Source organism: Paenibacillus sp. LjRoot56, assembly GCF_964253335.1.
Classification (GTDB): Bacteria; Bacillota; Bacilli; order Paenibacillales; family NBRC-103111; genus Paenibacillus_E; species Paenibacillus_E allorhizoplanae.
In genome coordinates this window covers 1449051-1470202 of the sequence record NZ_CAXURV020000001.1, presented here as the reverse complement: position 1 = coordinate 1470202, position 21152 = coordinate 1449051, and the positions used below count along the sequence as shown (strand labels likewise).

Here is a 21152-nt window from a genome sequence, read left to right as displayed (position 1 = left end):
CATTGTTTTTTCGTTTCAACTTATTTCATTTCTGATAACTTTTAAATAGATTACAACTATTTACTTTTTGGTTTAAAGAAATATTTGTAGATTTTACGAAATAGGTTTTTTCTCTTTAGTAGCAATTCACTTGTTGAAAGAAGGAATTCATTTTGATCGGAAAATTTCGATATTATATTTTCAAGTATTTCTTCTTCACTACGAATCAACAGCTGCGTGTTATTATAGATTTGGGTCTGTTGGTCAAAAATTAGTTTACTATTCATAATTAATTCTTTTTGTTGCTCTACTAGCTCTTTCTGGAAATTTAGGAAAGAGTCAGTTTGATCAACTATTAATTTATTTGTCTCACTTATTAGCCCAGAAACTCCTTCAAGTAACTTTTCTTCTTTATTCTGACTCATCATTTTTATGTAAAATGCATCTACAAACTCACTTATCTCCACTTGACTCATAGGCTTAAAATATCCCTTAAGTGTTAGATAAGTAGCGTCAGAAAAGTCCCCTTTAATTTCAAATTGTGGGTCAATATTCATAAACACAAAGCCTATTTTATGATATTCTAGTGCGTTTAAAGGCAAAATGGAAGTTATTGATCCATCAGTTAATGTTTCCTGAATATTACAAACGCAAAAATGATCTTCAATAGGATCAAATCTAAACTGAGTTACCCCAGATAGTTGAGATATATCAAATGTAATTGAAAATTCATTATTCTCACTAGCATTCAGTGATTTACTTTCCTTAGAGAGTTGAGAGTATGGCTTGTCAACTGTTCCTGAGTAGAGCGAGGCAATTGATACTCCGATTGGATTATTAAATTTGTAGACTGAATTCAAATCGAATACAGAAATCGCCTCTTGGTTACTCCCACATAATGCAATCATGTATTTCTCATTAGAGTCAATATCATTATTTTTAATAATTCGCACGTTCTCACTTGCTTCTGTCTCATTTAAAATTGAAGAAACTGTAAATATTGATTGATTATACATTTTTATGGCTTCAAACTCTTCTGCCAAATAATTAATAAATTCATCCTCATAAAACTCACTAACATGAAAAGGATTGTGATATCCACTTTTATCTGTATAAATCCTTTTGTTTGGCGTAGACATGATTATCACACCCGTTGATTTCAAAACCCTCTTTGCTTCCTTTAAAAATGCTCTCTGGATATTCTTATCAACATGCTCAATTACTTCAAAGTTAATGATACAATCAAACTCTGCATCAATAAACGGAAGCTCCTCTAATGATGCTTGTTTGAATGTCAGGTTATCCTGAACCTCGTAATGTTCTTTACACCATTCAATAGTTTCATGTGAAATATCAATTCCAATTACGCTTTCTGCCGACTGAGCTAGAATAAAAGAACCATAGCCTGTTCCACAGCCTGCATCTAAAACCTTCATCCCTTTTATGCTCGAACACCCTGAAATAATTCTATATCGGTGAACATGTTCAGCTTCTATTTCCGGTCCATCACAATTGGGAATAAACCTCTCACCCGTGTACTTCATAAAAACTCAAAACCTCCTATTTGCAATCAATAAATTAACTACTATCATTCACATCTAAACGAGTTTCAACAACCAAATTCTTGGATTGTGGGGATTGCAAATTCGTTAAAATGAACTTCTAACTATTTTAAGCAAAGACATTTGCCATTAAAATTTTGCGTTAAATAATGAATGCAGTAAAAATAAATTGGTTGGCTCAAAATTATTTGGAAACCATCTTCCAGTATGCTAAAATAAAGTCGAACTTTAGCGAAGAAGGAGACTATCTGGAATGAGTGCAAGTAAGAATGCCTACGCGGCTTCGCGTGCAAAATCGAATGGAACGATAACGACGGATAAAAGCTCTGTCATCTTTTGGGTATTAGCTGTGTTTACAGGCTTGTTTATGTTCTGGGCGCCTTTTCAAAGGGCACTGTTTAATGGCGGTACATCAGAGTTTGAGAGAAGCATTTACTCCGCTTCTGTGTGGTCCTCCATCATCCTTTTGCTTGTTGCGATTCTAGCGTTATTTGTGTTTAAGCTTCAAGAAAGGAAAGATCTCCTTACCATTCTCGTCTTCATTATGCCGCTTACTTATGTTATCTCTTTGTCGAATTCGGCATCTCACTATTTGGCAACAAATATGGTTTACATCCAAATGCTGTATGCAACTTTCTTCATTTTAGGTGTATTTTTGACAAAAAACAAGCTCGGTGTGTCGATTGTTTCCCAACTGTTCATGATCTCAGGATATTTCATCGTGTTATTCGGACTTTTGTACTGGTTAGGGAACAAAACCTTCGCAGGTCACCTTGTCGGATGGTTTGCACTCATGGATGGAACAGTTACAAATCTGTACCGCGATGCGATCATGACAGATTCAAACGGTTTACGTTTAACTTCGGTTTTCCAATATGCAAACACATATGCAGCTTTTTTAATTACGATAACGCTTAGTTCGCTATTCTTCATCATCAAATCTCGTAAATGGTATGTAGTTCTCATTCATGCGTTTTTACTTATTCCAACCATCGTATCTTTCTGGCTGACATTATCTCGTGGTGCCATTGTCGTAATCCCAGTGGTATTCCTCATTATGATGTTCTTCTTCCGAATGAGTCGCCAGATCTTAGCTCTAGTTCAACTGGGACTAGCGTTCTGCACTTCCCTTATTATTTTAGAAAAAGTAACGGATATTGGCATCGGGCTACAAAAGCAACCTAGTGCTTCAGAATCTTGGCATGGCTGGTGGATTCTACTACTTGCTTCGTTAGTTTTCGCCGGACTGTCCGTCGCTATTCAACGCTTTGGTGAGCCATGGTTGGAGCGCATAACAGCTCGATTTGATGCAAAAAAATATGCAACATTTATTCTTCCGATCGCAGCTGTCCTGATTGGTGTGGTTGGTGCCATTCTTATCCTAAGTGACACTGGATTTAAAAACATTCTTCCTGATAACGTAAAAACACGTGTAGAGAATATTAACTTCCAACAACACAGCGTATTGGAGCGTGGGACATTTTATAAAGATGCAGTAAAACTGTGGTCAGACTATCCGATCATAGGTGCTGGTGGCGGAGCTTGGGCTTCCCTTTATGAAAAGTATCAAAACAATCCTTACACAAGTCGTCAGGCTCATAACTTTGCTCTACAATATTTGGTTGAAGCCGGTGCGCTTGGTTTCCTAGCTTTTATCGGATTTGTCATTGCCGTTGGTTGGTTCTATATCCGAAGTTACATTAGAAGCTCTCAAGAAAAACGAGATCTGCACTTCCTATTTTTCATTATCATGATTTCCCTATTGGTCCACAGTATGATCGACTTTGATTTGAGTTATGTGTACTTAGGCGCGATTCTCTTCCTTGCTTTAGGTGGGATGTTGAGCAACAGCTCCTCTGGTGAGCTACGGTTAAAGTCGAAATTAGCTCTTATTCATAAGATATTCCCTGCAAGTATTGCGGTACTGTCGCTTGTGATGTTTTTCATCTCAGCTCAGCTTCTTTCAGCCAACGGTTCCTACAAGCAAACTCTTGAAGTCGTGAAAACGAGTCAAGATTACAATCAGGTAGTGAAACCTCTTGATAAAGCCATTTCATTGCATCCTGCTCATCCGGATTACTTGTTAACTGGTCAGGTCAGTCGAATTGGAATTCTTCTTCAAGTTTATAATCAAATGCAAAAGGAAAATCCGAATGATCCTAAGAAGAGTGAGCCTTTCTTCAATCAGGCTCAGGATCTGATGACACAGCTTTTGAAAAAAGAGCCCCATAACCGCGTAGTGGCCATGCAGCAGCTAAACATGCTTCTCATCAAAGGGAATAAACAAGGGGCTTTGGAATGGTCAAACGCTCAAACTCCAAACTACCCTTGGTATATGGATATGTATGAGAAGAGCATCTCACTGAATATTGAGCTAGCAGGAGAAGCAAATGCCAAAGGCAACGCACAGGAGTTCAATACGAGATTAGACAGTGCACTAGCCACTTATAAAGATGTTCTCACTCGTATTGACTCCTTGAAGAACTTGCCTAAAGAACAAGCACAAGGACGTGAATTCGCCGTTACACCATCTATGGCGCTCAACATTGGCCAAATCAGCTATATGCGTGGAGATTATAAAGGTGCTATTGCACTAATTCAACCGCGTATGACTGATAATCTGGACGATCAAGTTAACCGCTTATTAATCCGCTGGTATCTGGCCATCTTGCAGAAACAAGGTACTCCAGATCAAGCATTAATGAACAAGTTAATTGCGAAGGATCCGACTGAGAAGCAAAGTGTTGATGCGATTGTTGCAGCTGTTTTTCCAGCTAAATAGAGAGGGTGCCACAGAGATGTGGCGCCTTTTTTGTTTCTAAAAAGCAAAGAGGCTACAACCATCAAAAATGGAATAGCCTCTCTCAAATACGCCCCCGCCTACTTCTCAAGCCACTCCCGCCTTAAAGCAAAAAGCACGCGCAGCTCGCTTGTCGACATCTCCGTGACCCAGTTCTCGCCGGTGCCGACGATTTGGTCACTGAGGCCTTGCTTACGCTCGATCATCTCGTCGATTCGCTCTTCGAGCGTGCCGAGCGTAACAAACTTGTGCACCTGCACGTTGCGCGTTTGCCCAATGCGGAAAGCCCGGTCCGTGGCCTGATTCTCCACGGCCGGATTCCACCAGCGGTCGTAGTGGAACACGTGATTCGCCGCTGTCAGGTTCAACCCTGTTCCTCCTGCTTTCAGCGAGAGGATGAAGATGTGGCAACGCTCCTCCGCAGGGAGCGTCGCGTCCTGGAAGCGCGCGATCATCGCATCGCGCTTCACCGCACTTATCCCCCCGTGCAAGAACTGCACGGGCTCTCCCAACGCCTGCGCAAGCGTAGCCTGCAGCAGGTGGCCCATCTCGACGAACTGGGTGAAGATGAGGCAGCTGCCTCCTTCGCTCCTGAGTTCGTCTATCATTTCAACCAACCGCTCGAGCTTCGCTGAGCGTGTTCTCACATCAGCCGCGGCGACGAGTGCGCCGCGCCCCCCTTTTGCTTTCGCACCTGCTTTCGTGCCTGCACTTACGCCTGCTTTCACACCTGCTCTCGCGCCCGCTCCACCAATCTCCTTTAAAAACAAACCCGGATGATCGCAAATCTGCTTCAACTTCATCAGCGAAGTAAGAATAAGTCCCTTCTTCTCTATCCCACTGGATTCCTCAATCTTCTCCATCAAGCTTTGCACAACATTCTCATACAACGCCCCTTGCTCTGTAGTAAGACGCACAAATGCCTTTCCCTCGTACTTATCTGGTAAATCCAGCTGAATCGCTGGATCCTTCTTCAGGCGTCTCAACAGGAACGGCCTTATCAAACGCTGAACACGAGCCGTCAGCTCCTTCGCGCCATCCCCATTTTTCTCGATCGGACCTACATATTGTCTATTAAAATGAGTCAACGTCCCCAGGTACCCTGGATTCACAAAATCAAAAATCGACCACAACTCGGTCAATCGATTCTCAATCGGCGTGCCAGTCAACGCAATTCGCTGACCCGCTTCTAGTTTACGAATGGTCTGTGATTGCTTCGTATATGCATTCTTGATATTCTGTGCCTCATCCAAGCAAAGCGTATCCCACGTAACGCTCGACAGTTCCTCTTCATCCAACTGTGCGAGAGTATAGGACGTTATCACCAAATCAGCATCACCAATAGATGCTTCGAATGCTTCCCCTTTTGCCCGCTGCGCACCATAATGAAGTTGAATCTGGAGGGTTGGTGCGAAACGCGCGAGCTCCTTCTGCCAGTTACCAAGCACAGAGGTCGGACATATGAGCAAGGAGGGTTTTGATTTTAATTTCTCCTCTGTCTCCCCCTGCTCCCTCACCTTCAACAAATAAGCAATAAACTGAATGGTCTTCCCCAGCCCCATATCATCCGCCAGACAGCCACCTAGCCCCATATTACGTAGGAAAAGGAGCCACGACACCCCTTGCACCTGATAAGGCCTAAGTTCAGCGTGTAAACCATCAATCCGCTCAACAAGTGGAATAGACTTGGTCTGACCCAATTGTTTCATCAAACCACGCAGATGACTATTTAGCTCTACTTTAACATCTACCGCCTTGTCCTTCTCATCGCTATCCGCCGCGAGAGTCTCCTCGCCTTCTGACAGATGCATTTCCAACACATCCCGGAAAGACAGACCTTTCTTTCGCTCAACCTGCTTCATAGCATCGCGAATTTGTTCCAAATACGCAGGATCCAGCTGCACCCATTTGCCTCGGATATAAATCAAGCGCTTCTTTTCCAATGCCAACTGCCCAAATTCTTCCTCAGACAAATCTACGCCGCCTAGCGCCACACGCCAATCAAACTGTATGATTTGATCCATGCCAAACATGGCTTTACGTGTTGAGCCCACGGAGCTTTTGATTTTCGCCTTTAACTGAGGACGACCCTTCTTCTGAATCTCTTCCCACCATGATGGTAAAAAGACGGAAATTCCCGCAGCCACAAGCTGCAGACTCGATTCGGTTAGGAACGTCCACGCTGCTTCATCTGACAATTGCTCGATGATTTTGCCTGGTTGATAGGCGCTCTCAAGCTCTGGCAGCATCCGCAAAATACGTTTCGTTTGTTCCTGAAGATGATCAGCAATATCTGATTGCCAAGCAAGCGGTATATCACCAACTAGCACATTTCCTGTGGAACTAAATTCAACGAATCGGTTCGCATCCCGACGATCCTGTGCAATGAAACGTAGACGCCAATCCGCTGCGTTATCCTTAGCCGTTGTCGTCCCGTCGACATATGTCTCAGCATATGGTTCCACGAGCTGTACACAGATGCGGTATGGCGCATCATCGTCATGAGTCCAACCAATCGCTAAGAGCCAATCCTCTTCCTGCATCCAAGACGATTCAGACAGCAAAGCCTCGAAACCCCGCGCGTTAACCTGCAGCAGCTCATGCTCTTGAACTAATCCATTCCACAACGAAGTTAGCTCGAAATCCGCTTCAGTCTCTAGCAGCTCTTCAACGATTTGGCTAAACCAGCTCTGCCAAAAACTTTCCGGGAAAGCCCCGTCGCACAACTCTCTAAACCTCTCAGCCTGTCCCACAGGCCCCTTAAACTTCCAGCCATTTTTCCCCTCGCGCCAAAGTTCATAGGAAGGCAAATACCAGCCAGCATCGATCGCTTCACTTAGAAAGTTCGCCCCTTTTTGCAGCTCCATAAAACCATCTTCCCAAGTTAAACTGCTATGTAGGAGTACTCCTGGTGTACGCAAATAATCCAAAGCCATAGCAGGAGACAGCACAATCGCATCCCCATAAGGAATCCGAGTCACTTCTAGCCCAGTCCCATAGAATGATCGCTCATGCCAAGCAAATAGCAGCTTGCGCAGCATATATCCAGGAACCGCATTCGCTTGCTCTGTTTCTCCATACAGGGCAAAACTCCCCGAAGGCAGCCTTTGAATTCTCATATGAATCGGTGCCAAAGTCATCATGGTATCAAATTCCCTTTCCGCAATTCCTCCGTGAAGGCGCGATACCGAGCGTATTGTTTCACGATTTGCTCCAAGTACGCTTCGAAACGAGGGGTTAGCTTCAGCTTTTTATAAGCAGCCGCTAATTTCTTCAACAGCTTTATAGCTTGTATATAATCGGGACGATTTTTCCCTTGAATGAATGCTTCAATAGCGTGATGATAGATCGGCAGGAGGAAGCGAACATTTGCCTTCTCGACGAGTTTTAGCTGCGCTCCATCAATGTGTTCCGTAGTTAGACTCAGAAGAAGACAGAGATCTGCCCATTCCTGGTACTCGCCTTTTGAAAGTAGGAATTTCGCATAGTGATCGTAGCTTGCAGGTAAAAGCGAAATCATGACGGCCCGCTGCTCTTTCTCAACATCTCGCTGTTCCGCTGCCAAACGCCAATAATGCAAAAATTCATCCGCATATACTCGCTCGTTCCACGCCATCTTCGGTTTTAACCACCGCAACCAGGTCAACAAACGATCCCACTGACTCTCAAAAACAAATCCATTCAAATAATCGAACCAATAGTCTGGCTCAATGTCAAACATCCCACTGTCTGCTCGTTCCCAGGCATTTTCATCCTCACTTCGGCTAATATCCAAATGAATAGAACCGAGAGTAGCGACTTGATGTGCTTGTTGACTCGCTCGCGGATCCGTAAGCACCTGCCTAAGCCTAGCCTTTTCTGCCTCCAGCATGTCCTTATCCTGAAATAACTGTGACCATAACAGCTTATACAAATCGAGCCAATCATAGAGGTACAAGCCTGAGCCATTATCGCAAATGTCAGCCAGATAAGCTGATAATTCCTTTAAATGTTCACCGTATTTTTTGTATGCCCTGTTAACATCCAGCACCTTAAGCGTCACTTCCAGTTGCTCGAGAGCATGCTTCAAGACACGTTTGACATAATAGTTCGTATTTTGATAAAAATCATAGGTGATCGCCTTCGATCCCGCCATCGTATCGCATAACTGTATAACATACAGCGCAACTTGAATATCATACACACCTCGAATGGTCGGCTCCCACGTATCAGCAAGCTTATTGAGCTCACGCCACGCTCGCATACAAACTTCCTCAAGACTAAATGCATTATAAATCTTGGCATTGCCATATTGTTTATGAAAATAAGTCAGCCATTTCTCACAGCTATCCGTCGAATCTGGCAGCCTAGTTGTAGACTTAGATTTCTGTGGAATTTTCCGATCTACCTGCACCATCTTCATTTTACCAAACCGAAATTCCTCCGGATCATATCCCGCTTGCTTCGCCACTTCAAACAGCACCGCAGCCATATGCTTACAATAATAACCGTAGGGACACGTGCAGCCACTCTTTGTGAAGCTCTCGAGATCCAACGTAACCTTGTACCTTTTGGTTCCGTCCACTCTAGCTTTTATAATCGAGGTACCTTCAACTTGAATATCCCTTACAACACCTTCATTGAAATAGGCCCAACCTCTCGCGATGATCACTTTATCAAATTTAGGACGTATCCGTTCTATCCAAAACGACCAATCAATTTCTAACTCTTGCATGTGCCTTTCCCCCGTTACCAGTCAACATCCTTCCCTTATTATATAATTAACTCCCCTAACAAAAAAACACCCCCCGCCAGAATCATCGAATGATTCTTAGCGAGAAGTGCTTATCTGTTACTTCCTGAGCATACCTTGATGTGGATGTGGGTGAGTTCCGCAATACTCGTCGGTTTCTGTACATGTATACACGTGCTCATAAACCGGTACGCAGTGATGGCGATTTACAATTTGGATTGGATGAATGACTTGAACCTTTTGTGGGTGATAAAAATCTCTAACTACTCTTTCTGGATCTGTCATTATAGGGTCAGCAGGTGGACACTGAAATTGGTTTCCTTGATTTGGTTGTAAAGCCATGAATGCGTCAACTCCTCTGTTAGTATGAGATAGTATACGCCTAACCCTAGTCCAGAGAGTGTACCAATGCCTATCTTTCACATAAATGGGCTAACAATCGTGGGCCAAGCAGGCATGGGGTCCAAGCAAATAGAAAAGAGCCAGGCTATATGACGAGTACCTAGGAGTAAACAAGTTAAAAAACAGATAACATTCGTAGCCCTTTGGGCTTTTTAATTTCACCCAAAAATAGAACGCACGTTCCTAATCAGTGGTTAAATGCTAGAATTATAATTTAAGTAAACAAAAAAAAGACCCCCGAAGGAGTCTTTCTCTCTGCATGTGCAGAAGCTCTAAAGAGCTTCTTACATCATGCCACCCATTCCACCCATGCCGCCCATATCAGGCATACCTGGTTTGCTTGCTTCTGGTTTATCAGCGATAACCGCTTCTGTTGTCAAGAACATAGCTGCAACAGATGCTGCGTTTTGAAGTGCGGAACGTGTTACTTTCGCAGGGTCAACGATACCAGCTTCGAACATGTTTACCCATTGTCCAGTTGCTGCATTATAGCCGATGCCTACTTTTTCGTTTTTCAAGCGCTCAACGATAACGGAGCCTTCTTGACCAGCGTTAGCTGCGATTGTGCGAACTGGCTCTTCAAGGGAACGAAGGATGATGTTAACACCCGTTTGCTCATCACCAGTTGCTACTACCTTCGCTACTGCGTTGTATACGTTAACTAGGGCAGTACCACCACCAGAAACGATACCTTCTTCAACTGCTGCACGAGTCGCGTTCAAAGCATCTTCGATGCGAAGTTTGCGCTCTTTCAATTCAGTTTCAGTCGCTGCGCCAACTTTGATAACAGCTACGCCGCCAGAAAGTTTAGCCAAACGCTCTTGCAATTTTTCTTTATCGAAGTCGGAAGTTGTTTCTTCCAATTGGGAACGAATTTGTGTAACGCGAGCCTTGATATCTTGTGGGTTACCAGCACCATCAACGATGATTGTGTTTTCTTTGGTAACACGGATTTGACGAGCGCTACCTAATTGATCAGGAGTAGTGGATTTCAGATCCAATCCAAGCTCTTCTGTAATCACTTGGCCACCTGTTAGAGCAGCGATATCACCCAACATCGCTTTACGACGGTCACCGAAACCTGGAGCTTTAACAGCTACGCAAGTGAATGTACCACGAAGTCTGTTAACTACAAGCGTAGCTTGCGCTTCGCCTTCAACATCTTCAGCGATGATCAGAAGTTGTTTACCGGATTGAACCACTTTTTCAAGAACAGGCAAGATTTCTTGGATGTTCGAGATTTTTTTGTCAGTAATCAAGATGTACGGGTTGTCTAGAACTGCTTCCATTTTATCCGTATCAGTGATCATGTATGGGGATGTGTACCCACGGTCGAATTGCATACCTTCTACAACCTCAAGCTCCGTCAAGAAGCCTTTGGATTCTTCAACTGTGATAACACCGTCTTTACCTACTTTTTCCATAGCTTCAGCGATCAATTCGCCTACTTCTTCGTCAGCAGCAGAGATTGCCGCTACTTGTGCGATGGATTGTTTGCCTTCGATTGGCTTGGCGATAGCTTGAAGCTCTTCTACAGCCGCTTTAACAGCTTTCTCGATACCTTTGCGGATAACCATTGGGTTAGCGCCTGCAGTAACGTTTTTCAGACCTTCACGGATCATAGCTTGTGCAAGAACCGTTGCAGTTGTTGTACCGTCACCAGCAACATCGTTTGTTTTGGTAGCAACTTCTTTAACAAGTTGTGCTCCCATGTTTTCGAAAGCATCTTCAAGCTCGATTTCTTTCGCGATAGTAACACCATCGTTAGTGATCAACGGGCTACCAAATTTTTTCTCAAGAACTACGTTACGGCCTTTTGGACCTAGTGTTACTTTAACGGCATTCGCCAAAGCATCTACCCCGCGAAGCATCGCGCGGCGTGCGTCTTCACTGAACTTAATTTCTTTTGCCACGATAGGAAACCTCCTCTAATTAAAAACCTAGATAAATTGGTAATAACGTAAAGCCGATCTATATGCTGCTCTAACTTAGGCTAATACAGCGAGGATGTCGCTTTCGCGCAAGATCAACAGTTCGCGGCCTTCGTATTTCACTTCAGTTCCAGCGTATTTGGAGAAAATGATGCGGTCGCCTTCGCTTACTTCAAGCGGAACACGTACGCCATCTTTCAACGCGCCAGCGCCAACGGCTACAACTTTACCTTCTTGTGGTTTTTCTTTAGCTGTATCTGGCAGCACGATGCCACTTGCTGTAGTCTCCTCTTTCGCAACGGCTTCAATGATAACTCGATCACCTAACGGTCTGATCATGGAAAAATAGCCTCCTTTAGAAAATTGGTCTTGGGTATATTTCTTTTGTTATTAGCACTCGAATGTGTTTAGTGCTAACAACACCTCTTATGATACTCATTCTGGGAGTAATTTGCAAGTCCTTTTACACATTTTTCATTCTTATGGACACCCCCCTCATTCTACCCAAATGATAACCAAATATTCCCTCTATGAATGAAAAAAAATAGCCCACCATGAAGGCGGACTGTGTTCAACCATTTCCTCATTTTGGACCAAACTCCAGTTCCCAAGCGGCATCATTCGCAAGCTGTTTGCGATAAATAAAGCCCGACATGAAGACACTGAATTCATATAAAATAATGAGCGGCACCGCAACTAAAATCGCTGAAATCGCATCCGGCGGCGTAATAACGGTCGCAAGAATGACCATCAGCATGTAAGCATATCTTCTAAACTTATGCAGACGCTTCGGGTTCAGGAGCTTAATCTTCGTGAGAAACATCACCACGATCGGCATCTCAAACACACAGGCCAGCGGAAGAATGATGTTAAACATAAAGGTAAAATACTGCGCAGCACCGTACATCTCCGTAATTTCTAGACTCTTACTAATCGACGAAGTAAAATAAAACGCCATTGGGAAGACAACCCAATACCCGAAAGACAGTCCCAATAGAAAGAGCAAAAATGCGTAGGGTACGTAGAGGAGCGAAGCCTTCTGCTCCGTCTCTCGTAGACCTGGCTTAACGAAAGCCCATATATGGTACAGAATAACGGGTAATGTGATAAGAAGACCGACAGCTAAACCAAAATTCATATACAAACGCAAGGCGTCCCAAGGGGAGAACACGTTCCAACCGATGCCATCTGCTGGCGGGATACTTTTGAGATACCGAATGATAGGTTTAGCAGCAACGAGCCCGCCCACCATACCAATAACGAGAACAACTAATATCCACATGATTCGCTTGCGTAACTCGCCAAGGTGCTCTACAAGAGACATTTCTTCATTCTTCAACCGATTTCACCTACCTAATCTAGTGCATCCCGCCCGCAGGCTGAACCACTTCTTAATCTGCTGACAAAAAACTAATCCGGTAACCGTCGGGAATTGCCTGTATTGCCTGACTGCTGCGCTGGCGCCGGGGTAGGGGCCGAGGCTTGTGCAGGAGCGGAGGACAACACAGCCCTGTCTGCTTGTGGAGCTACCGCATCAACGGCCGTCCCAGTAACATGGACAACCTCTGAAGACTTGTTAGAGACGAAAGTCACAGCAGGCTTCACTGTAGGTGAGCTGGTCGATTCGACCTCCACTTTCATCTCAGCTACAGCGTCCATCGTGCCTTGTTCTGACCGCGACGGTGTAGGGGAAGGCTCAGTAACGTCATCGGTTGCAACCACGCTAGCAGCCTCCACAGGTGAAACCGGGTCAGGTACAACGGGTGTTTTGGATGCTAACGGTGCTTTAGGCTCGTCACTCATCAGTTCATTCGTCGCTTGTTTGAAATCTCTTAACGTCTTACCAAGCATTCTGCCAATCTCCGGCAGCTTTTGTGGACCGAAGATGACAAGTGCAACGACCGCAATCAATAAGAGCTCGGTAAATCCTATATTTTGAAACATGGACTTCATCTCCATTATGTAATGCCTTATGAATCAAAGAAAGTAAAGTAATGCTCTTCTAGCATTGATAAAATCCGCCGTAGCCCATCTCCGTGATGTCACTACGCACGATTTCTTCGCCTGCGCAGATGCGCGGCAGCAGCACGTCAAAGGACGTGTACGGGTCGTGCATCACACAACCCGGCAGGCCCATGATCGGCAGATCGCCCAGATAGGCGATCATCAGCATCGAGCCCGGCAGCATCGGCGTGCCGTAGCTGACCACGCGGGCGCCGGCCGCCCTGATCGCACCCGGCGTGCGATCATCCGGGTCCACGGACATGCCGCCCGTGACCAACACCAGATCCACGCCCAGCGCCTGCAGCGCGTGGATCTCACCCACAATCGCTTCGCTGTCGTCCGACACGAAGCGTTGGTCCACAACCTCGGAGCCGAGCTGCGCGACTTTCTCTTTCACAACCGGGCCGAATTTATCCTTGATTCGGCCCTTGAAGACCTCGCTGCCCGTCGTAATTACGCCGACGCGCAGCTTCCGAAACGGCTTCACCTCGAGCAAGGTGAAGCCCTCCGCACGTCGAGCTGCGGCTAGCCGCTCGACCTCGACAACCTTCGCTTCGTCCACGATCAGCGGGATCACCCGCGTACCAACCAGCGAAGCGCCGCCCTGAACGACCGTGTTGCTGCGAATCGTCGACAACACGACCTCATCGATGGCGTTCACGCTGTCCACGAACGCTTTATCGATCTTCACCAAGCCGTGAATCTCCGACTTCACGTTCACTTTGCCCTCATGTGGCTCAGTAAGTCTGAGATCCGAGCATTTATCTGTTCCCGCAATGGCGCGGGCCATGCGCAAAGCAGCCTCATCCTCATGGAGATAGCCGGGCTGCAGCTCCATCACATAAATATGTTCCTTGCCGATACTGAGCAAGGCAGGAATATCCGCTTCCGTCACTTGATGACCTTTGCGGAACAGCCGGCCTTTGAACTCACCTGGCAAAATCTGCGTGAGATCATGTGGAAGAATCATGCCGATCGCATCTTCCACTTTGACCTCGCGCAGCATGGAACTGTCTTTACTCATCATGAGTCACCCTCTTGCCCTGTCTTACGTTCATCGCTCTGCTCTTCACCATGGTCATGCACTCACTTCTACTCTTCACCCGTGATCGCCTTCTTTGCCTGTTAGAATACCAAGCGCATGAGGAAGTTGATCTATGATCGCCATGAGATTCTCTTGAACACCCTTTGGACTGCCTGGCAAATTAATAATCAGCGTGCGTCCGCGAATGCCAGAGACTGCTCGGGAGAGCATCGCTTTCTTCGTTTTTTGCATCGAGATCATGCGCATCGCTTCTGCAAAACCAGGTGCTACACGATCAATCACATTGAGCGTTGCTTCCGGTGTAACATCTCGCGGAGCCAAACCTGTTCCACCAGTTGTTAAAATTAAATCAGCTTGATAGTAATCAGTCATTTCTATTAAGGAAGCCATAATTTCGTCCATCTCGTCCGGAACCACCCGATACTCGATGATCTCGCCTTGAATTTCCTCTTCAATCAGCTCGCGGATTACCTGAGCGCTAGTGTCTTCTCGTTCTCCTCGGTAACCGCGGTCACTGGCTGTCAAAATCGCAACTTTCCAGTGCATCCTTCGTCACCTCTCCCTTGTTCACTGAATGAGATCAACCCACTAACCGGCGTGATACGCAGAACAGAACCTCACCCAATTAACGGTATGTTCGCACTGGGTCTTAGTCCCTCACGCTTTGTTGTCTTGCCTGTGAAAATCCCCGTTTTTACCGCCTGTTTTCATAACAAGCAGGGTCGAGTTAATCATCATGTCTTTTTCTACAGCTTTGCACATGTCATACACGGTTAATGCCGCGGCAGAAACAGCCGTTAGGGCTTCCATTTCTACCCCTGTAGGACCAGTTGTACGTACAGTTGCTTCTATGTATAGTTCATTGATGCCATTATTCGAGAACTGAATATCTACCCCAGTTAAAGCAATAGGATGGCACATCGGTATCCAGTCTGACGTTTTCTTGGCGGCCATAATGCCAGCCACTTGAGCCACGGCGAGGACGTCGCCTTTTTTCATTTTACCCTGCAGGATTAATTCAAGCGTCTCTGTCTTCATTAATAAGGTAGAGCGAGCAGTGGCTGTGCGCTTCGTCTCTTCTTTATCCGATATGTCGACCATTCGCGCTCGTCCTTGCTCATTAAAATGCGTCAATGGTGAAGAATCGGGCACTGCAATCACCTCTATATTAGGATTCTGTTTTGAACACCATCTTACTTTCAGTTACGATGCCATCCACTCGGAAGTCATGCCAAGAAGAAGGCACAGCAGGAATCAATTGATTATCGAAAGCAGCTGCAACGGCAAAAGGTCTTTTCAAACCGCGCGCAGCGAATAACTGCATAAAGCGATCATAGAAGCCTCCGCCATAACCTAAGCGACCGAAATCCAGATCAAAGGCTAAACCTGGCACCACAATCATAGATATCGTGCCCAAATCATGTTCAATGGGAACATCACTTCGCGGCTCTCTAATCCCATAAGCACCACTTTCGAGGTCCTCATAGCGGCTTATGATGTGCAAGTTCATCGTTTTCGTATCTGCTACTACCTTCGGTATCAGCACACGAATTCCCTGCTGCCAACACCATTCCATTAATGGGGTAACGTCGGGTTCAGAACGAAAAGGCATATAGCTCATCAGCGTAGGCTGAGAATTGGACGGTATTTGTCCCTGTTCAAACAGCTTATCCGAACATAGCTTCACCATTCTTTGGTTGATTAGTTGTTGCTTCTCATCACGTATCTCAGCAACAATCGAAGCACGTCGTATTTCCATTTCCTTGCGTAATTCTATTTTCCGCTCTCGGATGTTCATCATAAGTTACAGCCCTTCCTAGCGAGGAGTGGTTTCCCCCATTTTAACATAAATAAAGTAAAAAACTATACTCGTACCAGAGACCCCGCCGAATGGCCTATATTTCATGTCTAAATTAAGCAGGCGTTGCCCTCATTCTTCGTGTATACTAATGATTTGATGGGATTGAAACAGCGACTGAAGGCCAACTTAACTAGGTTCTTACATTAATATGTATCTAAAACGCAGGAGGTAGCAGCAACATGCTATTACAAGTTTCTAACATATCCAAAAGCTATGGGGTACGCTCCGTACTCTCTAATATAACGCTTCAAATTGAAAATCGGGAACGCATCGGGCTCGTCGGGGTTAATGGCGCAGGGAAGTCTACCCTTCTTCAAATCATCGCGGGCGAGATGTCGTATGACAGCGGTGATCTTTTCAAAGCAAAAGAAACCAAGATCGGCTATCTCAAGCAAAACAGCGGACTTAACACCGACAAATCCATTTGGAATGAGCTGCTGAGCGTATTCAGTTCTTTATTGGAGACAGAGCGCGAGCTTCGTGAGCTCGAAGCCTTGATGGCTGACCCTGACCTCATCTCCGATGAGAAAAAGTATGAAACCACCATGAATCGGTATGCGCTGCGCTCCGAATGGTTTCGTGAACATGGCGGCTATGAAATCGAGGCCAAGATTCGCGGTATTTTGCACGGAATGGGCTTCGGACAGTTCGCACCAGAGACCTTGGTCAACACCCTCAGCGGAGGGCAGAAGACCAGATTGGCTCTAGCTAAAATGCTGCTGGAAGAACCCGATCTGCTCATGCTCGATGAGCCTACCAACCATTTGGACATCGCCACATTAACGTGGCTCGAAGGCTATCTGCGCGGCTATCCTGGCGCTATTCTTGTCGTCTCACATGACCGGTATTTCCTTGACGCGCTGGTAACGTCGATCTATGAAATTGAACGCCATGCGTCCAAACGGTATACGGGCAATTATTCCCGTTTTATCGAGATTAAAGAAGCGAATTATGAAATTGAATTGAAACAGTTTGAAAAACAGCAAGAAGAGATCTCAAAACTGGAGGATTTCGTGCAGCGTAACATTGTGCGTGCCTCGACGACGAAGAGAGCGCAGTCCCGCCGTAAGCAGTTGGAGAAAATGGACCGTTTGGATAAGCCGATGGGCGATTTGAAACGGGCTTCCTTCTCTTTTGAAATTGAGCAAACTTCCGGGAAAGAAGTATTGCAAGTTGACCGACTTTCCCTTTCCTATGATGGCCGAAACCGTCTTCTCGACGGGGTCTCATTCCAGCTTCGACGTTCCGAAACCGCTGCGCTTATTGGACCTAACGGGGTCGGGAAATCCACCCTGCTCAAAACCTTAATCGGTCAGCACAAGCAAGACGCCGGTACATTCAAATGGGGGGCTGGCGTCACGATCGGCTACTACGATCAAGAGCAGAAAGGCTTGAACCCGTCCAACAGCGTGTTGGAGGAAGTGTGGAACACATATCCCCATTTGGAAGAAGCGCGTATTCGCACGGTGCTTGGCAGCTTTCTTTTCAGCGGCGAGGACGTATTCAAGAAGATTGCTGCATTAAGCGGAGGGGAAAAAGCCCGTGTCTCCCTAGCTAAGCTCATGCTTCAGAAGGCCAATGTATTGATTCTCGATGAGCCTACCAACCATCTGGATTTATATAGTAAAGAAGTGTTGGAGTCCGCTTTGATGGATTACGAGGGTACTCTGCTATTCATCTCCCATGACCGTTATTTCCTCAATAAAATGGCTGAGAGCATGCTTGATCTGCAAAAGGATGGCTTAACGAGCTATCTCGGCAACTATGACGACTATGTGGAGAAAAAAGCGGAGCTTGCTGAAATGGAAGCCAAGCGTCTAGCCAAAGAGGCGGAAAAGAAATCTGCCGGAAGTTCCTCTTCCGTTGCTGCGGTGAAAGCTGAGGCTGCTGGTGGTGGCAGTTACGAGGCGGACAAGTTGGCTAAGCGTGAAGAACGCAGTCGTCAGCGGAAACTAGAACAGCTAGAGCTGGATATTGCTCGACTTGAAGAAGAAGTTACAGCGCTTGAAGCCCAGCTTGCTGATCCTGCTGTGTATAACGACTATATGCTTGTTCAGGAGAAAACGGCTGAGGTTGATAAGCGTAAGAGTTCACTTGCGGCTTGTTATGAGGAATGGGAAGTTTTATTAGCTTAAAATAGCAGGAGTTCACGTCCGTTGACGTGGACTTTTTTTGTTGTTCGATACGTTATCGAGCAGGTTAGACTGCAGCCCTGTGGACAAGTTCACAAAATGTTCAAAGTTACCCACAGGAACAGCAGATATCCTCTACTTTGTCTTGAAATGTCCTAGAGTCCCCTTCCTAATCGTACTTTATCACCTACTAGAGCCCTCTTATACACAAAAAAATAATGACGAATTGTTCCGATAATTTAAAACGTTCTTTGTGGAACCCTATTTTGTTATACACAACGTTATCCACAGAAAAAAGGAGGCGTTTTCCGCCCCCTATCTCGCTTTCTATTATTTTTCCACAAGGTTATCCACATTACCCACATTTTTTTGTGAAAAAGTTATTCCTCTTACATGCCCTCCAAAAAGGTTGATATGTCGGGTTTTCTTCGAGTTATACACATTGTACACAGGGGGTGTGCATAACCTTGCTCACACGGTGTGTATATATCTAAGTTTTCTTACAATTTAGGTACATTAGACGGAAACTGTCGATTACGAAGCTGTTATGACCGTCTCCGCACCATCAGAGGTCACGCTATTTTGCATACGAATCGCTTGATTACAAGCCGATATGAACGCTTTGGCAACCGCGACAAGGACATCTTGGTCGATCCCTGTGTTTTTGTAAGTCTGACCGCCTACTGAGATTGTAACCTCAGCTTCTCCCGTTGCTTTCTCGCCTGTGGACAACGAGTGCAGCTCAAGATCTGAGAACTCTACATCCATCGGAATAGCTTGCTGCAGACAATGCACGATAGCCTCAATCGGACCTTCTCCTGTGCCCGAGTAGACACTCTCTGTGCCCGTCTGATTATTTCTAACGGATACGGAAGCAACACGATTGCGATCACTGCTCGAAATCACCTGCATATGCGACAGCGTGAATGGCTCCATTTGCCCATCGACTGTGCTCCCTACAAGCTCCATCAATTGGTCGTCTGTGACCATTTTCTGCTCATCGGCTTTTTCTTTGAAACGCGTATAAAGTGAATCTAGTTCCTCGCCTGTAAGTTCAATACCGAATTGTCCAACACGATGTTTCAGCGCATGGCGGCCCGAGTGCTTGCCAAGGATAATCATGGAGCGTGGGATGCCCAGCTTTTCTGGATCCATAATCTCGTACGTATTGCGGTTTTTCAGAAGTCCATCCTGATGAATGCCCGCTTCATGCTGGAAGGCATTGCGGCCGACAATCGGTTTGTTGTAGGCAATTGGGAAGCCCATGATGCGGCTGACCATTTTGGACGTGTTAAAAATCTCACTCGTCACGATGCCTGTTTCCACGCCCATCGAATGCTTCCGCGTCTCAATCGCCATGACTAGCTCTTCAAGTGAACAGTTACCAGCACGCTCGCCGACGCCGTTCACCGTTACCTCCACATGCGTGACACCTGCCGCAATAGCAGCAAGGCTGTTGGCAACAGCAAGGCCCAGATCATTATGACAGTGAGCGCTATACTCGACCGTATCGCCGCCTCTTACACTTTGGCGCACTCTGCGGAACATCGCACCATACTCTTCAGGAAGCGCATAGCCCACTGTGTCGGGGATGTTGAGTATCGTTGCGCCTTCCGCTATGACAGCTTCCAGCACTTCAAAAAGGAATTCATCTCCCGTACGCGTCGCATCCATCGGCGAAAACTCGATCCGATCGACGAATTGCTTCGCATAGCCGACCATGGCGCGAGCCATCTCGACAACCTGCTGACGCGATTTGCGCAGCTGGAAATCCAGGTGGATGTCCGACGAGGACAGGAACATATGAATACGTCTGGATGCCGCATCCTGCGTAGCTTTGACCGCTGCATCGATGTCGGCTTTGACGGCGCGGGCGAAGCCGCAGATCTCAATGCCTTGCAGCTCGCGTGAAATCTGCTGCACGGCTTGGAAATCGCCAGGACTTGAGATCGGGAAGCCCGGCTCAATGGTGTCGATGCCCATGATGGCAAGCTGTCTGGCGATGCGAATTTTCTCTTCCGGGTATAGCGATGCGCCCGGCGCTTGCTCGCCATCACGAAGTGTTGTATCAAAAATGCGAATACGTCGATTAGTAGTTGTGTTGTTTTCCATGGTTAATTCCTCCTAAGGTATGCCCGTGGGCTGTGTTTATGTGGCGTTCGGATTAGATATTGAGTGACTGAGTTGCTGGAAGCGTGTTTTTCATGCTTACAGAGATGCATTCGCCCGGATTCGGCGGGATTTCTATGCTGTAGTGATGTTTTTCATCACTACAGCAGTGCATTCGCCTGGATCCGGCGAGGTATCTATGCTGTAGTCATGTTTTTCATCACTACAGCGGTGCATTCGCCCGGATCCGGCGGGGTTTCTATGCTGTAGTGATGTTTTTCATCACTACTGCGGTGCATTCGCCCGGATCCGGCGAGGTATCTATGCTGTAGTGATGTTTTTCATCACTACAGCGGTGCACTGGCCCGGATCCGGCGGGGTTTCTATGCTGTAGTGATGTTTTTCATCACTACAATCCTGAATTTGGAGGGAGCGACGTGTAGTCAGTTATAAAAGTGGCTGCAGCGCACTTTCCACAGACGACAAAAAGACCCGTCATCTCCACATAAGAGACGACGGGTCTTCACCCAGCGCGGTACCACTCTTGTTGACTCCATCAAGGAACCCACCTCAGATATAACCAGCAAATTGCTCG

At 46.1% G+C, this 21152-nt stretch carries 14 protein-coding genes and 1 other annotated feature (1 of these 15 only partly in view); of the genes, 2 read left to right on the top strand and 12 right to left on the bottom strand.

Features of this window, described 5'->3' with window-relative positions; all coding sequences use genetic code 11:
* Positions 1 to 56: 56 nt before the first annotated feature.
* Positions 57 to 1523 carry a class I SAM-dependent methyltransferase gene (locus tag ACSQ8O_RS06620; protein ID WP_436240927.1) on the bottom strand — a complete coding sequence of 489 codons (1467 nt, stop codon included), beginning with the start codon at positions 1521 to 1523 and terminating at the stop codon, positions 57 to 59.
* Between the two features lie 271 nt (positions 1524 to 1794).
* Here ACSQ8O_RS06620 and ACSQ8O_RS06615 point away from each other — a divergent pair, with 271 nt between their 5' ends.
* The gene (locus ACSQ8O_RS06615; RefSeq protein WP_436240926.1) at positions 1795 to 4323 is read left to right on the top strand and encodes an O-antigen ligase family protein; all 2529 of its coding nucleotides are present in this window, start codon (positions 1795 to 1797) and stop codon (positions 4321 to 4323) included.
* A gap of 98 nt (positions 4324 to 4421) precedes the next feature.
* On the opposite strand, the gene ACSQ8O_RS06610 is transcribed toward ACSQ8O_RS06615, so the two are convergent.
* The 10 genes from ACSQ8O_RS06610 to ACSQ8O_RS06565 form a co-directional block, all read right to left on the bottom strand.
* Entirely contained in the window at positions 4422 to 7484 is a 3063-nt protein-coding gene (locus ACSQ8O_RS06610) for a DEAD/DEAH box helicase (protein WP_436240925.1), read from the bottom strand.
* The gene (locus tag ACSQ8O_RS06605) at positions 7481 to 9055 is read right to left on the bottom strand and encodes an SWIM zinc finger family protein (protein WP_436240924.1); all 1575 of its coding nucleotides are present in this window, start codon (positions 9053 to 9055) and stop codon (positions 7481 to 7483) included. The genes ACSQ8O_RS06610 and ACSQ8O_RS06605 overlap by 4 nt, the downstream gene beginning before the upstream one ends.
* Positions 9056 to 9759: 704 nt before the next feature.
* Entirely contained in the window at positions 9760 to 11388 is a 1629-nt protein-coding gene (gene groL, locus ACSQ8O_RS06600) for a chaperonin GroEL (protein WP_056608544.1), read from the bottom strand.
* Positions 11389 to 11463: 75 nt separating this feature from the next.
* The gene (gene groES / locus ACSQ8O_RS06595) at positions 11464 to 11745 is read right to left on the bottom strand and encodes a co-chaperone GroES (protein ID WP_028553854.1); all 282 of its coding nucleotides are present in this window, start codon (positions 11743 to 11745) and stop codon (positions 11464 to 11466) included.
* A gap of 244 nt (positions 11746 to 11989) precedes the next feature.
* Positions 11990 to 12730, bottom strand: coding sequence for a twin-arginine translocase subunit TatC (gene tatC / locus ACSQ8O_RS06590; RefSeq protein ID WP_420851967.1), 741 nt, complete (start codon positions 12728 to 12730; stop codon positions 11990 to 11992).
* A gap of 86 nt (positions 12731 to 12816) precedes the next feature.
* On the bottom strand, positions 12817 to 13350 hold the full coding sequence (tatA, locus tag ACSQ8O_RS06585; RefSeq protein WP_436240923.1) for a twin-arginine translocase TatA/TatE family subunit: 534 nt from the start codon (positions 13348 to 13350) through the stop codon (positions 12817 to 12819).
* Positions 13351 to 13408: 58 nt separating this feature from the next.
* Positions 13409 to 14434, bottom strand: a complete 1026-nt coding sequence (locus ACSQ8O_RS06580) for a molybdopterin-binding protein (protein WP_436241956.1) — start codon at positions 14432 to 14434, stop codon at positions 13409 to 13411.
* A 75-nt stretch (positions 14435 to 14509) separates the two neighbouring features.
* The gene (locus ACSQ8O_RS06575) at positions 14510 to 15001 is read right to left on the bottom strand and encodes a MogA/MoaB family molybdenum cofactor biosynthesis protein (RefSeq protein WP_056608535.1); all 492 of its coding nucleotides are present in this window, start codon (positions 14999 to 15001) and stop codon (positions 14510 to 14512) included.
* A gap of 111 nt (positions 15002 to 15112) precedes the next feature.
* Entirely contained in the window at positions 15113 to 15607 is a 495-nt protein-coding gene (moaC, locus tag ACSQ8O_RS06570; protein WP_327205080.1) for a cyclic pyranopterin monophosphate synthase MoaC, read from the bottom strand.
* A gap of 16 nt (positions 15608 to 15623) precedes the next feature.
* On the bottom strand, positions 15624 to 16256 hold the full coding sequence (locus ACSQ8O_RS06565; protein WP_436240922.1) for a 5-formyltetrahydrofolate cyclo-ligase: 633 nt from the start codon (positions 16254 to 16256) through the stop codon (positions 15624 to 15626).
* A gap of 239 nt (positions 16257 to 16495) precedes the next feature.
* Here ACSQ8O_RS06565 and ACSQ8O_RS06560 point away from each other — a divergent pair, with 239 nt between their 5' ends.
* Positions 16496 to 18451: an ABC transporter ATP-binding protein gene (locus ACSQ8O_RS06560; protein WP_436240921.1), complete on the top strand. Its 1956-nt coding sequence runs from the start codon at positions 16496 to 16498 to the stop codon at positions 18449 to 18451.
* Between the two features lie 531 nt (positions 18452 to 18982).
* Here ACSQ8O_RS06560 and ACSQ8O_RS06555 read toward each other — a convergent pair.
* Positions 18983 to 20560 (bottom strand): 2-isopropylmalate synthase, encoded by a 1578-nt coding sequence (locus ACSQ8O_RS06555; RefSeq protein ID WP_436240920.1) that lies wholly within the window; start codon positions 20558 to 20560, stop codon positions 18983 to 18985.
* A 502-nt stretch (positions 20561 to 21062) separates the two neighbouring features.
* Positions 21063 to 21152 (bottom strand) — a binding site (T-box leader) (it continues 170 nt past the right edge of the window).

What these genes read in the sequence shown, in the direction of transcription:
- ACSQ8O_RS06620 (WP_436240927.1), bottom strand. Translation starts at nt 1,523, where the DNA reads ATGAAGTACACGGGTGAGAGGTTTATTCCCAATTGTGATGGACCGGAA.
- ACSQ8O_RS06615 (WP_436240926.1), top strand. Translation starts at nt 1,795, where the DNA reads ATGAGTGCAAGTAAGAATGCCTACGCGGCTTCGCGTGCAAAATCGAAT.
- ACSQ8O_RS06610 (WP_436240925.1), bottom strand. Translation starts at nt 7,484, where the DNA reads ATGATGACTTTGGCACCGATTCATATGAGAATTCAAAGGCTGCCTTCG.
- ACSQ8O_RS06605 (WP_436240924.1), bottom strand. Translation starts at nt 9,055, where the DNA reads ATGCAAGAGTTAGAAATTGATTGGTCGTTTTGGATAGAACGGATACGT.
- groES (WP_028553854.1), bottom strand. Translation starts at nt 11,745, where the DNA reads ATGATCAGACCGTTAGGTGATCGAGTTATCATTGAAGCCGTTGCGAAA.
- tatC (WP_420851967.1), bottom strand. Translation starts at nt 12,730, where the DNA reads ATGTCTCTTGTAGAGCACCTTGGCGAGTTACGCAAGCGAATCATGTGG.
- tatA (WP_436240923.1), bottom strand. Translation starts at nt 13,350, where the DNA reads ATGTTTCAAAATATAGGATTTACCGAGCTCTTATTGATTGCGGTCGTT.
- ACSQ8O_RS06580 (WP_436241956.1), bottom strand. Translation starts at nt 14,434, where the DNA reads ATGAGTAAAGACAGTTCCATGCTGCGCGAGGTCAAAGTGGAAGATGCG.
- ACSQ8O_RS06575 (WP_056608535.1), bottom strand. Translation starts at nt 15,001, where the DNA reads ATGCACTGGAAAGTTGCGATTTTGACAGCCAGTGACCGCGGTTACCGA.
- ACSQ8O_RS06565 (WP_436240922.1), bottom strand. Translation starts at nt 16,256, where the DNA reads ATGATGAACATCCGAGAGCGGAAAATAGAATTACGCAAGGAAATGGAA.
- ACSQ8O_RS06560 (WP_436240921.1), top strand. Translation starts at nt 16,496, where the DNA reads ATGCTATTACAAGTTTCTAACATATCCAAAAGCTATGGGGTACGCTCC.
- ACSQ8O_RS06555 (WP_436240920.1), bottom strand. Translation starts at nt 20,560, where the DNA reads ATGGAAAACAACACAACTACTAATCGACGTATTCGCATTTTTGATACA.